This window comes from Nitrospirota bacterium, assembly GCA_023229435.1.
GTDB lineage: Bacteria > Nitrospirota > UBA9217 > UBA9217 > UBA9217 > JALNZF01.
The window spans coordinates 89,139-101,413 of record JALNZF010000005.1 but is presented as its reverse complement, the minus strand read 5'-3'; the positions used below and the strand labels follow the sequence as shown (position 1 = coordinate 101,413).

11 protein-coding genes are annotated in these 12,275 nt (G+C 56.2%); 2 read left to right on the top strand and 9 right to left on the bottom strand.

Annotated elements, in window-relative coordinates; genetic code table 11:
* Positions 1 to 38: 38 nt before the first annotated feature.
* Together iorA and M0R70_05540 are read left to right on the top strand one after the other, a co-directional pair.
* Positions 39 to 1,784, top strand: coding sequence for an indolepyruvate ferredoxin oxidoreductase subunit alpha (gene iorA / locus M0R70_05545; protein MCK9418829.1), 1,746 nt, complete (start codon positions 39 to 41; stop codon positions 1,782 to 1,784).
* Between the two features lie 207 nt (positions 1,785 to 1,991).
* Positions 1,992 to 2,570: an indolepyruvate oxidoreductase subunit beta gene (locus tag M0R70_05540; GenBank protein MCK9418828.1), complete on the top strand. Its 579-nt coding sequence runs from the start codon at positions 1,992 to 1,994 to the stop codon at positions 2,568 to 2,570.
* A gap of 156 nt (positions 2,571 to 2,726) precedes the next feature.
* Here the strand turns inward: M0R70_05540 and M0R70_05535 are convergent, their stop codons facing one another.
* The 9 genes from M0R70_05535 to M0R70_05495 form a co-directional block, all read right to left on the bottom strand.
* A complete protein-coding gene (locus tag M0R70_05535; GenBank protein ID MCK9418827.1) occupies positions 2,727 to 3,440 on the bottom strand; it encodes a response regulator in 714 nt (237 codons plus the stop codon).
* 216 nt (positions 3,441 to 3,656) lie between these two features.
* On the bottom strand, positions 3,657 to 4,469 hold the full coding sequence (locus tag M0R70_05530) for an amidohydrolase family protein (protein ID MCK9418826.1): 813 nt from the start codon (positions 4,467 to 4,469) through the stop codon (positions 3,657 to 3,659).
* Positions 4,470 to 4,631: 162 nt separating this feature from the next.
* On the bottom strand, positions 4,632 to 5,936 hold the full coding sequence (locus tag M0R70_05525) for a phenylacetate--CoA ligase (protein ID MCK9418825.1): 1,305 nt from the start codon (positions 5,934 to 5,936) through the stop codon (positions 4,632 to 4,634).
* Between the two features lie 112 nt (positions 5,937 to 6,048).
* Positions 6,049 to 6,774 (bottom strand): ABC transporter ATP-binding protein, encoded by a 726-nt coding sequence (locus M0R70_05520; protein MCK9418824.1) that lies wholly within the window; start codon positions 6,772 to 6,774, stop codon positions 6,049 to 6,051.
* Positions 6,767 to 7,531: an ABC transporter ATP-binding protein gene (locus tag M0R70_05515; GenBank protein ID MCK9418823.1), complete on the bottom strand. Its 765-nt coding sequence runs from the start codon at positions 7,529 to 7,531 to the stop codon at positions 6,767 to 6,769. Before M0R70_05515 ends, M0R70_05520 begins: the two co-directional genes overlap by 8 nt.
* Positions 7,532 to 7,629: 98 nt before the next feature.
* A complete protein-coding gene (locus M0R70_05510) occupies positions 7,630 to 8,712 on the bottom strand; it encodes a branched-chain amino acid ABC transporter permease (protein ID MCK9418822.1) in 1,083 nt (360 codons plus the stop codon).
* Positions 8,712 to 9,599, bottom strand: a complete 888-nt coding sequence (locus M0R70_05505; protein ID MCK9418821.1) for a branched-chain amino acid ABC transporter permease — start codon at positions 9,597 to 9,599, stop codon at positions 8,712 to 8,714. The genes M0R70_05510 and M0R70_05505 overlap by 1 nt, the downstream gene beginning before the upstream one ends.
* Positions 9,600 to 9,817: 218 nt before the next feature.
* A complete protein-coding gene (locus tag M0R70_05500) occupies positions 9,818 to 10,960 on the bottom strand; it encodes an ABC transporter substrate-binding protein (protein ID MCK9418820.1) in 1,143 nt (380 codons plus the stop codon).
* Positions 10,961 to 11,104: 144 nt separating this feature from the next.
* Positions 11,105 to 12,247, bottom strand: coding sequence for an ABC transporter substrate-binding protein (locus M0R70_05495; GenBank protein ID MCK9418819.1), 1,143 nt, complete (start codon positions 12,245 to 12,247; stop codon positions 11,105 to 11,107).
* Positions 12,248 to 12,275: the final 28 nt, after the last annotated feature.

The following is a 12,275-nucleotide window of genomic DNA, read 5'->3' as shown; positions in this document are numbered from 1 at the left end:
CGGAGTGAGAAACGAGAGACAATTATTGAGGTGTAGCTTTGAATAAAGCAATTCTTTCGGGTAACGAAGCAATTGCGCGCGGGTTCATCGAAGCGGGCGGCAAGCTCGCCGCTGCCTATCCCGGTACGCCGAGCACCGAGGTACTCGAAACGCTTTCGCAGGCCGACGGTATCCATGCTGAGTGGTCCGTGAACGAGAAGGTGGCCCTCGAGACGGCCATCGGCGGCGCCCTGTCCGGCGTGCGTTCCCTTGCGTGCATGAAGCACGTGGGCGTGAACGTTGCTGCTGACCCGCTCATGACCGCGGCGTACACGGGCATTAACGCCGGGCTCGTGCTCATGGCTGCCGACGACCCCGGCATGTTCAGTTCCCAGAACGAACAGGACACGCGCCACTTTGCCCGGATGGGCAAGATTCCCTGTCTGGAGCCCTCCGATTCCGCGGAAGCAAGAGAATTCATCAAGGTCGCGTTCGAACTTTCCGAGTCCTTCGACACGCCGGTCATCCTGCGCACGACCACGAGGATCTCGCACTGCAAGAGCGTGGTCGAGGTCGGAACGCCCGACTCTCCGGCAGGCCGCGGGATGATCAGGGACTTCGGCAAATACGTGATGCTCCCCAGCAACGCAAAAAAACGACACGTGTTCGTTGAGGACCGGCTCCTGCGGCTTAAAGAATGGGCCGAGACCTCGGCGCTTAACCAGATCATCGACGGTGAAAAAGCACTCGGCTTCATTACCTCCGGCATCTCGTTCCAGTATGTTCGCGAGGCCTTTCCCAAGGCCACCGTGCTTAAGCTTGGCACGACCTATCCGCTCCCGGAGAAGCTCATCAGACAGTTCGCGTCGTCCGTATCAAAACTCGCGGTGGTGGAGGAGCTCGATCCCTTTCTCGAAGAACAGATCAAGGCCATGGGCATCACGGTCCATTTCGGCAAGAATGTGTTGCCGCTCTGCGGCGAATTCAGCCAGCGTCTGGTGAAAGAAAAGATCTCGGGCAGCCGGATTCCGATGAAGGAGCCCGTGGCCGGTCTCATCATGCGGCCGCCGACATTCTGTCCCGGCTGCTCGCATCGCGGTCTCTTTACGGTGCTTGCCAAGCTCAAGCTCACGGTCTCCGGCGATATCGGTTGCTACACTCTTGGCGCGCTGCCGCCGTTCTCCGCCATGCACACCTGCATCTGCATGGGGGCGAGCATATCCGCCGCGCACGGCATGGCCAGGGGTCTTGCCCTCCAGGGCATACAGCAGAAGCCCGTTGCCGTGATCGGCGATTCCACATTCGTTCATTCCGGCATCACGGGTCTGATCAACATGGTATACAACGGAGGCGACGCCATCGTGATCATTATGAACAACGACACGACCGGCATGACCGGCGGGCAGGAGCACGCCGGCACGGGCCGCACCGCCAGGGGGACTGAAGCGCCCCGCCTCGATATCGCGAAGCTCTGCCATACCATCGGCGCGAAGCGGGTGCGCGAGATCGACGCCTATAACATCAAAGATCTCGAGAAGATCATGAAGGAAGAACTCGCGGAAAAAGGACCGGCGGTGCTCATTTCGAACCAGCCCTGCGTGCTGCGCTACCGTATCGCAAAGAAGGTCTATGCCGTGGAGCGAAAGACCTGCACCGGGTGCAAGGTGTGTCTCAAGGCGGGGTGTATCGCCCTGTCCTTTACGCCCGAGGGTAAAACGGGTTTCGTGGAGATCGATCCGCTTCTCTGCAACGGCTGCGGCGTCTGCGCCCAGCTCTGCACCACGGGGTCGATGAAGACGACGTAGCGTAGCAGTTCGGAGTGTGGAGACTTCGACGAGCTCAGTCGAGTCGTTCGGAGTTTGGAGTAAAGAACGTCATTCCCGCCCCCGACTACGACATTCGAGGGCAGGCTCCAGCGGGAATCCAGTGTTCTTAAGTTACGTCAATTAGCTTGTCCTCGAATGCTTCAATCGGGGATGTTAATCCGTGGTAAAAAGTTCTGAGGGGTTATCGTGAACGTTTTTAATATTCTGATCAGCGGTGTGGGCGGACAGGGCGTGCTCCTGACGAGCAAGGTGATTGCCGAGGCGGCGCTCCTTGCGGGTCTCGATGTGAAGCAGAGCGAGGTGCACGGCATGGCCCAGCGCGGCGGCAGTGTGCTTTCGCAAGTGCGGTTCGGGGACAAGGTCTTCTCGCCGATCGTGAGCGAGGGAGAGGCCGACCTGCTGATCGGGTTCGAGCCCCTCGAAACTGCGCGGTATCTCCATTTCCTGAAGGATGACGGTGTGGTCATATACAATACCCGGTCCATCGGCACAATCGGCGTTTCCATTGCAGCGGAAAAATATCCTGTTGGTATCGATGCGGTCATCAAGGAGCGCGTCAAGACCGTCATGCCTTTCGATGGGACGCAGCTTGCCGTCGCAGCCGGGGACAAGCGCACGCTCAATCTCGTGTTGCTCGGCGCGGCTCTCACGTTTCTGCCGCTCAAGGAGTCGGCCGTCCTCGACGCAATCAAGAATACGGTGCCTAAAAAAGTGCTTGAGATAAATCAGAAGGCTTTTGCGGCAGGCAGGGCCCAAAGAAAGTAAGCGCGCGAGCAGGTGTCACTGAAATCTTCGCACCATTCCCGCTAAGCTCAGTTCATGCCCCTGTTGTGCTCAGGATATCAACGATGTTTGGTATGCAGAATTGATGATCGCTTGTCACGCGGCCGGTTCTGATACCGGCGCGTAATGCGGATCGCGTTAACCAGGTTGTTCGTCAGGCCGGGGACGTGTTATGGAGGCATTGGTGTCGATAAAGGACTCCAGGGCTTGTTCTGCATCCGCGGGAAGGTCCAGGAAGTGCACTCCGTACCAGTTGCTCTTCACTCCCGGCGCAGGAGTTACGGTACGGGCAATTTCTCCCGTTATCTGGATCTGTGACATATCGGGGAGGAAGAACGAACAGGAAAGCCGATCTCCTGGGTTAAAGATCTGGGTGGTTTCAATAAGCATCCCATCAAGGCTGATATCCAGCGAGTTGCAGACAAAGTGATTGCTGCTGACACTCCCTTCAACGGCAACATTGAGGAGCACCCGGTATGTTTCCCGCCAGGACAGGTTAAGGAGCTTTTTTGCCTGTTCCAGAAGTTGAGCGGGCTTGATCGGACGGGTAATTACCGCATCAGCCCCGCAGCGAGCGCTTTTTTCAATTGCCCGCTTGGTGTGCGCGCAGACCATCATGACGGGGACCGTACCCTGGTCCGCATTCTCCCTGAGGAGTGAGCAAAGCTGTTCACTATTCATTCCCGGCATATCGAGAGGGATGATGATCAGGTCCAAGCGGATCGTGCGATGGATTTGCAGCACCTCATCAGTCGTTGCAGCCGTGAAGACGCGCATGTCCGCCCGGTCTAAGAAATTGTTCTTTTTTTTCAGAATAGTGTTGATGTTTTCAGCTATTACAATTTTTTTCATAGTCCGATTTCAGGGGCCGGTCAAGATCCGCCTGTTGCCGACCGCGGATGTCAATCATGTACGAACGATGAATCAACAGCTGACCGCCCCTTACTCTCTCCTCTCATGATAGCATAACGTCATTCTACCCCATTACACAACTAATTTTAGCATAAACAGAATTATATTGTCAACCCTGAAACCAAGAAACAATGGAACACGGAACGCCATGATTTCTTATGTCTTTTTTAAGCCAAGGAGGGTAGCGGCATTCTCATAGAGCATCTTTTCTTTCAAGCGGTCTGATATTTTCAAGCGCAGTGTTCGCTCGAGCATTTCTTTCTGGTCAGTCCACGGACTGTCGCTCCCGAACAGGACCCGGTCCTCATCAAAGTTTCCGATAAGCTTGATGAACTCCTCGTCGCTCACTTCGCTCAAGGTCATCGATGTCTCGGTATAAACATTCTTGCAGTTGCTGAGGCAATGAATCCGGTCCCACTGCTTCCACCCCCCGACATGCGTGCACACGATGGTAAGGTCCTTGAACCAGTCAGCCACTTTCCTGACGCGCTCAACGTCCGCCTGGGTATTTTCGGGGAAGGCGAGATCGTAACCGGTGTGGAATATGATATAGAAGCCGAAGCTTGCGAGGAGCTCATAAAAGCCGTACATATGTTTATTGTCGATAAAGAAGCGCTGGTACATGGGGTGGAGCTTGACCCCGCGGATACCCGCCCGTTGGGCCTGTCCCAGCATATCCTCGACATCATCCGGATCGTTCATGGGATGAAATGAGACCAATGGATGAATGCTGTCGCTCTTGATCAGTTTGCAGAACTCAAGGACCGAAAAAAGTTGTGTCGGTTTCGTCGCGATGTTCGCCACCAGGCTTGCGGAGATGTTCGCCCGCTTCATGGAGTCGAGCAGTCCCTGCAAGGTTCCGTCCGTCCGGGGGCGGTAGTTGCCGGACTCCGCGGCAAGCGCGTCCATTGCAGCCTTGGCGATCTTATCAGGGAAGACATGAGTGTGGAAATCGATAATGTTCAACATAACCTCAATCTACCACGGAGACACTGAGGCACGGAGAAAACCAAGAGGCTCGATTCATGAAGACGGGAAGTTCACGAATATGAAAAAAGAAAAAACACCCTTTTTTGATTTGCTTTTTCTTCTGGTTTTTCTCAGTGTCTCCGTGTCTCTGTGGTTAACCTCTTAGAATTTCCTGTTGTCTATGACCCGCTTCGCTTTTCCTTCGAACCGCTCCAGCGATTTTTTCTCGACAAGTTTCACCTCGACGGAGATCCCGAGCTCAGAGGCAAGGCGCTTCTTGATGGTTTCCTTGAGCTGGCTTTGCTTTTTCATCTCGTCAAAGAACATCGATTCCGACACCTCAACATTGACCGTCGTATCATCAAGCGCGCCCTTGCGATCGATGATGATCTGATAGTGAGGGGCAACACCCTCGATCTCGAACAGCACGTTCTCGATCTGCTGCGGAAACACATTCACGCCGCGAATGATGAGCATGTCGTCGGTCCTGCCGTAGACCCTCGTCATCCTCCTCATGGTCCTGCCGCAGGGGCAGGGTCCGGGAATGAGACGGGTCAGATCGCGGGTCCGGTACCGAATGACCGGGAAGGCCTCCTTGGTCAGCGTGGTGATGACCATTTCTCCGAGCTCACCGGGCTTGACCGGCTCAAGAGAGTCGGGATTGATCCACTCGACTAGGAAGTGGTCTTCGGCAATGTGCAGACCGTTTCGTTCCAAGCACTCGCCGGCAACGCCGGGCCCCATCACCTCGGAGAGGCCGTAGTTGTCCGTGGCCACGATCTTGAGCTTGTCCTCGATTTCTTTGCGCATGGCATCGGACCAGGGCTCCGCGCCGAAGAGGCCGTACTTCAGGGAGAGGGAGTTGCGGTTGATGCCCATCTCCATCATCGTGTCCGCGATCATCATGGCATAGCTGGGTGTACTCACCAGCGCGGTGGTCTTGAAGTCCTGCATGAGCTTGATCTGGCGACGCGTATTGCCGCTCGAGATGGGGATGACGGAAGCGCCGAGCCGCTCCGCGCCGTAGTGAAGGCCGAAGGCGCCGGTGAAAAGGCCGTAGTTGAACGAGATCTGAATGACATCGTCCTTGGTGATGCCGCCGGCCGCCAGGACCCGCGCCACCAGGTTCGACCAGGTCTTGATGTCGTTTTTCGAGTAGCCAACGACGGTTGACATGCCGGTCGTTCCCGACGAAGCATGGATCCGGACGACCTCCCGAAGCGGAACCGCAAAGAGTCCGTAGGGATAATTGTTCCTGAGGTCGTTCTTGGTCGTGAAGGGAAGTCTGCTCAGGTCATCGAGCGAACGCAGGTCATCGGGATTAAACTTGACCTCATCGAACTTTTTCCGGTAATACGGGACGTTCATATACACCCGGCTCAAAGTGGACTCGAGCCGTTCAAGCTGCAACTGCTCCAGCTCTTTCCGTTCCATACCTTCGCTTTCAGGCTGCCAGTAGGTTGACATAACGACCTCCGATGTTAAAAAAGCCGATGGATGACAGACGAGGGATGACGGACGAAAAGGATTTTCTTCAGCCGATATCTTCCATCGTCCTTCGTCCATCGTCACTCAAGATTTATACATCAACGTCCCGTCCCAGATACGCCCGCTGCACATCCCGGTTCGCAAGCAGGTCTTCGGCTTCGCCCGAGAGGATGATCCTGCCTGTCTCGAGCACATAGCCGCGGTTCGCGATTTTGAGCGCGCTTCGCGCATTCTGCTCCACCAGCAGCACCGTATTCCCCTTGTCGCGGAGCTTTACAATAATGTTGAAGATCTCTTTCACCATGAGCGGCGCCAGGCCCATGGAAGGCTCATCGAGCATGATGAGCTTCGGCCGCGCCATGAGCGCCCTGCCGATGGCAAGCATCTGTTGTTCGCCGCCGGACAGCGTGCCGGCGAGCTGATATTCGCGTTGTTTCAGCACCGGGAAGAGGCTGTAGACACGCCCAAGATCGCTCTCCACCTCATGCTTGTTGCCGCGCTTGAACTGCACATACGCGCCGAGCAGCAGGTTTTCCTTCACTGGCATTGCGGGGAATACCTGCCTGCCTTCGGGTACGAGCGAGCATCCGCTGAAAACGATCCGCTCTGTCGGAACGCGTCCGATGTCTTGGTCGTTGAACACGATCTCACCAGCCTGGGCCCGGAGCAGACCCGTAATGGTCTTGAGCAGCGTGGTCTTGCCCGCTCCGTTCGCGCCGATGATCGTGACGATCTCTCCTGATTTCACATGGAGCGAAAGCCGCCGCAGTACGGTCAGGCTGCCGTATCCGGCATCGAGGTTTCGGATCTTAAGCATCGTCCTCTCCCAGATATACACGGACGACCTCGGGATTGGTCTGTACCGCACGCGGCACGTCATCGGCGATCATTTCGCCGTAGCTGAGTACGACAATCTCGTCGGAGATGTTCATGACCAGGGACATGTCGTGTTCAACGATCAAAACAGTGATGCCGAGGTCGCGAACCCTGGTGATCAGTTTTGCCACGTCCGCTGTCTCACGCATATTGAGGCCCGCTGCGGGCTCGTCGAGCAACAGCATGGTCGGGCCGCCCGCCAGTGCACGGGCGAGTTCCACGGCACGCTGCTGGCCGTAAGAGAGGCTCAGGGCCTCAACCCCGGTCAGCTTCGCGATCCCGAGAAAGTCCATCATTGCGCGCGCTTTGTCCCGGATCTCCTGTTCTTCGCGCCGGGTCCAGGGCAGGTTCAGCATGCCGGCGAGAAATCCCGCCCTGCTTCTGACATGGCAGCCGACCATGACGTTCTCGAGCGCGGTCATGTGGGCGAAGAGCTTGATGTGCTGGAACGTGCGTGACAGTCCGTACCCGGCGATCTCGTAGGGAGCTTTCCCGTTGATCGGCACCCCTTGATATATGATGGCGCCGGCGTCCGGGTATAAAAATCCGGACACAAGGTTGAACAGCGTGGTTTTTCCCGCGCCGTTCGGTCCGATGACCGCCTTGATGCTTCCTTGTTGCACGGAGAAGCTTACGTCTTTCACCGCCTGGACTCCGCCAAAGCGCTTGCTGATATTTCTTATTTCAAGAAGAGACATACGTTTAAGCACCAAATGACAAGCATCAAATCACAAATAAGCACCAAATCCCAACATAAATAGACTTTTCACAAACTGTTTTGGTCATTGAACTTTGATTATTGCGATTTATTTGAAATTTGACGCTTGTAATTTGTTATTTTCCCGATCAGATTCCGCAGATCCGATCCTATAATGCCATCAGGCGCGAAGAGCATGATGAGAATCAGGATAATCCCGAAAACAGCGTCGTCAAAGGTCCCAAAGTAGCCGCGAAGCGAGAAGAAGTTCAACACCACGCTCATAATGAGCGTACCCCAGAGGCTTCCCATGCCGCCGACGGCAACGATGGCAACATAGCGTACGGATTTAATGATTGACGCCTCGGACGGGCCGATTCCGCCGTTGAAATGGGTGAGGAAGACCCCGGCGATCGCGGCGAGAACGGCGCTCACCATGAAGGTTGAGAGCTTGTATTGGGCAGTGTCAACGCCCATGGCGTTCGACGCGTCCTCGGCCCCGTGGATCGCGCGGAGCGCGCGGCCGACCCGGGAATGGATGAGATTCACGAGCAGCACCATGGCCGTGGTCACGAGCAGCCAGGCAAAATAATAGTTCAGGACCCTGAGCGACGAGCTCCCACTCACGCTGATGCCGGGCAGCAATGGAAAAGGAGGCACGCCCGAGATGCCGTCTGCGGCTCCGAAGCTTTGGGTCCCGAGCACCAGACTGTAAATGATCGTCCCGAACCCCAGTGTCGCCATGGCGAGGTAATGCCCCTTGAGCTTCAGCACCGGGATGCCGATGGCCCAGGAAATGACGAGCGCAAGCAGTACTGCAACGATGCAGGCGGCCCAGGGATGGACGCTCAAAAGCGAATGGCCGTAGAGGTCCTGCCGGTTTGTCAGGATCCGGAGCTTCGTAAGCAGAGCGACAAGAGCGGCGTCCTTGAAGGTTGACAGATCCAGCGTAGTGAGGACGGCCGACGTATACCCGCCGATGGCGAAGAAGCCCGCATGGCCTAGCGAGATCTGTCCTGCGAACCCCATCAGGAGACACAACCCGACCACAATGAGCGAATAGTAAGCCGTCATCGTAAGCTGCGTGAGATAGAACTCCTTACCAACCGCCAGCGTCAGCAGCTGGACAAGGGTGACCACGGCAACGAGGGTCAGGATCTGAGTAAATCGCGGGGTCTTCATCAAAAATCCTTCAGCCGCATGGCTTCTTTATTTCCAAACAGTCCGCTCGGCCTTACGAACAGCATGGCAAGCAGGATGGAGATGGAGATCGTGTCCTTGTAGGCTGTCGGCAGGACCCAGATGCTGAAGGACTCGAGAATGCCGAGGATGAAGCCTGCTGCCACGGCGGCCATGCTGTTGCCGAGGCCGCCGAGGATCGCAACGGTAAAACCCTTGATGGCCAGACCGGCGCCGATATTATACTGCGTATACGTGATCGGCGAGACCACGCACCCGGCCAGCGCGCCGATGCCGGCGGAGAGGACAAAGGAAAGGGTGATCATATTCCTGGTCGGGATGCCGCAGAGCGCCGCCGCGTCACGGTTCGCAGCGCAGGCGCGCATTTCCCTGCCGAGCATGGTATGTTTGAAAAAAAGGTTCAGTAGAAAAACGATGACAGAACAGACACCGATGCTCCAGATGACCTGTGGGGAAATGCGGACATTACCGAGCGAGAGAGCAGAGATCTCGTTCCCCGTGAAGTAAGGCAGGGAGCGGACTCCTTCGCCCCAGGTGAAGAGCGCTGCTTCCCGTATCAGGATGGAAAGGCCGATGGTAATGATGATCATCCTGAGCACGGACGGCTTCACGAGCCACCGGATAAAGGTCATCTCGATAAGCCCGCCGATGATCATTGTGATCAGCACGGCGCCGAGCACCGCGAACGGAAGCGGTAGGAAACCATGCAGGGTCACGGCGATCATGCCGCCGAGCATGACGAACTCGCCCTGGGCGAAGTTGATGATCCCCGTGGCATTGTAGATAATGTTGAACCCGATGCCGACAATGGCGTAAATGGTGCCATAGGTCAGGCCGGCAACGAGGTATTGAAAAAAGAGCTCGATCAAAAAAGACTCCTCATCCGCGTAAGACAGATAGGATTGTTATTTACCACGAAGACACAAGGACATGGAGGAAATAAGCGGGCAAGATGGACGAAAGACGAGGTAAGAGAGACGCACTAGCTCAGGCGTACGCGTCCATCATCTTCGTGAACTAAGTCACGCCGCGGCGTGATCGTCCATTCTCCCTCGGATTTCAAACTCCGTGTTTCTGTGGTGAGGTCCTATTTTTCCAGCAACGCGAATTTACCATCCTTCACCGTCAGCATGACAAAGGATTCGATATCGAGGCCGTTATGGTCCGTCGGCGAAAAGGAGAAAATACCGGCGGTGCCGACGAATCCCTTTATGTGCTCGATGGAGGTCCGTACTTTTTCCCGGTCATAGCCGCCCTCGCGGATGGCCCGGGCGAGGATCATCAGCGCGTCATAGGCATGACCGCCGAACGTGCTTACCTCCTCGCTATATTTTGTCTCATAGGCTTTCTTGTAGGCCAGGACAACGGACTTTTGCGGATGCTTATCAGGGAGCAGGTCCGCAACGATGATCCTGCTGGCCGGGAAGATCACACCCTCGGCGGCAATACCCGCGGCCTGGACGTACTGAATATTGGCGAAGCCGTGGCTCTGGAAGACCGGCACCCGCAGTCCGATCTGGCGCGCATTTTTGATCACGATGGACTGCGCAGGCTCGATGGACCAGTTCACGATCGCCTGTACGCCTTTTGCCTTGAGCTTGGTGACCTCGGCAGTGAGGTCCGTCGCAGACTTGTCGTATACCTCGCTGATCAGGATATGGATGCCGTTCTCAAGCGCGAGCTTCTCGAGTTGCTCCTTGCCCGCCTTGCCGAACCCTGTATTACTTGAAAGAACGCCGATCTTCGAGATCTTCATCTTCTTCATCTGCTGGAAGATTTTCATCGCGGCGTAATTGTCCTTCGGCGCCACCTTGAACACATATTTCGCAAGCGGATTGACAATGACCTCGGCCGCGGCGCAGGAAAGAAGGATCGTCTTTCCCTCTTCGGCAATGTTCTTGATCGCCATGGTCTCACCGCTGGTGGATGGGCCGATGATGGCGAACACCTTATCTTCCTCGATCAGCTGCTTCGCAAAGGAGACTGCTTTTTCGGGACTGCCGCCGGTGTCCTTGACAAGGAGCTCGACCTTCTTGCCGATGATGCCGCCCTTTGCGTTGATGTCCGCCACGAGCATCTCGAGGGTTCGCGCCTCGGGCGCACCGAGGTTTGATGCGGGGCCGGTAACGGCAAGAATGGCCCCGACCTTGATCGTGTCCTCGGCGAATGCCGGAGCGGCAAACAACGAAAGAACACCGACTATTACCGCAATGAACTTATTGACCACCATGGTGAGTCTCCTCCTTACAGAGATACGCAATACTGCGCACGTTTCCCGGGTACGTCCTGCCCGGGATGACCGGATGTTGATGTTCTGAAACAACAGGGAGTGCCCGTCCCTGCCGGACACTCCCTGTCTGAAATTGTGCGTGCTTTATTTATCCAGCACCGTGAACTTGCCGTCCTTCACGGTCAGCATTTCAAAGGCCATGGTATCGAGGCCGTTGTGGTCCGTGGCCGAGAAGTTGAAGATGCCGGCCGTGCCGACCAGGCCCTTGATGTTTTCAAGGGCGGTCCTGACCTTTTCTTTGTCTGTTCCGGCAGTCTTGATTGCCTCGGCGAGAATGAGCAGGGCATCATAGGCATGTCCGCCGAAGGTGCTCACCTCTTCCTTATACTTCGTCTCGTAGGATTTTTTATAGGACAGGAGCAGCGACTTCTGGGGGTTCTTGTCGGACAGCGTATCGGCAACGAGGAGCCTGCCTGCCGGGAAGATGACGCCCTCGGCCGCGGCGCCCGCAGTCTTTACATAGTTGATGTTGCCGAAACCGTGGCTCTGGAAGATCGGAACGGTTATGCCGATCTGGCGGGCGTTCTTGATCACGATGGCCTGGGCGGGCTCGATGGACCAGTTCACGATCGCCTGGACATTGGCCGCCTTCACTTTCGTCACCTCGGCAGTCAGGTCCGTGGCCGCCTTGTCATAGACCTCGCTGATCAGGACCTGAATGCCGGTCGCCGGAGCGAGCTTCTCGAGCTGCTCCTTGCCGGCCTTGCCGAAGCCCGTGTTGGAGGACAGCACGCCGATCTTCGTGATGTTCATTTTTTTCATCTGCTGGAAAATCCTCAGGACGGCGTCGCGGTCCATCTGGGGAGTCTTGAATACATACTTGGCCACGGGGTTCACGATCACCTCTGCCGCGGCGCAGGAAAGGAGGATGGTCTTTCCTTCTTCAGCGATGTTCTTGATGGCCATGGTCTCGCCGCTGGTGGAGGGGCCGAGGATCGCAAAGACCTTGTCTTCATCAATGAGCTGTTTGGCAAAGGAGACAGCCTTCTCCGGGCTGCCGCCCGAGTCCTTGATCACCAGCTCCACCTTGGAACCGTTGATCCCGCCCCTGGCATTGATATCCTCGACCAGCATCTCAAGCGTCTTTGCCTCGGGTGCACCGAGGAACGACGCCGGTCCGGTTACGGACAGGATCGCGCCTACTTTGATCGTATTACCCGCCAATGCCTGGGTGATCGACAGGACGATGATGCATGCTGCGGTTGCTGCTAATTTCAAGAATTTCATGATCGTTTCTCCTCCTTAGAATAATAAC

What these genes read in the sequence shown, in the direction of transcription:
- M0R70_05535 (MCK9418827.1), bottom strand. Translation starts at nt 3,440, where the DNA reads ATGAAAAAAATTGTAATAGCTGAAAACATCAACACTATTCTGAAAAAA.
- M0R70_05530 (MCK9418826.1), bottom strand. Translation starts at nt 4,469, where the DNA reads ATGTTGAACATTATCGATTTCCACACTCATGTCTTCCCTGATAAGATC.
- M0R70_05525 (MCK9418825.1), bottom strand. Translation starts at nt 5,936, where the DNA reads ATGTCAACCTACTGGCAGCCTGAAAGCGAAGGTATGGAACGGAAAGAG.
- M0R70_05520 (MCK9418824.1), bottom strand. Translation starts at nt 6,774, where the DNA reads ATGCTTAAGATCCGAAACCTCGATGCCGGATACGGCAGCCTGACCGTA.
- M0R70_05515 (MCK9418823.1), bottom strand. Translation starts at nt 7,531, where the DNA reads ATGTCTCTTCTTGAAATAAGAAATATCAGCAAGCGCTTTGGCGGAGTC.
- M0R70_05510 (MCK9418822.1), bottom strand. Translation starts at nt 8,712, where the DNA reads ATGAAGACCCCGCGATTTACTCAGATCCTGACCCTCGTTGCCGTGGTC.
- M0R70_05500 (MCK9418820.1), bottom strand. Translation starts at nt 10,960, where the DNA reads ATGGTGGTCAATAAGTTCATTGCGGTAATAGTCGGTGTTCTTTCGTTG.
- M0R70_05495 (MCK9418819.1), bottom strand. Translation starts at nt 12,247, where the DNA reads ATGAAATTCTTGAAATTAGCAGCAACCGCAGCATGCATCATCGTCCTG.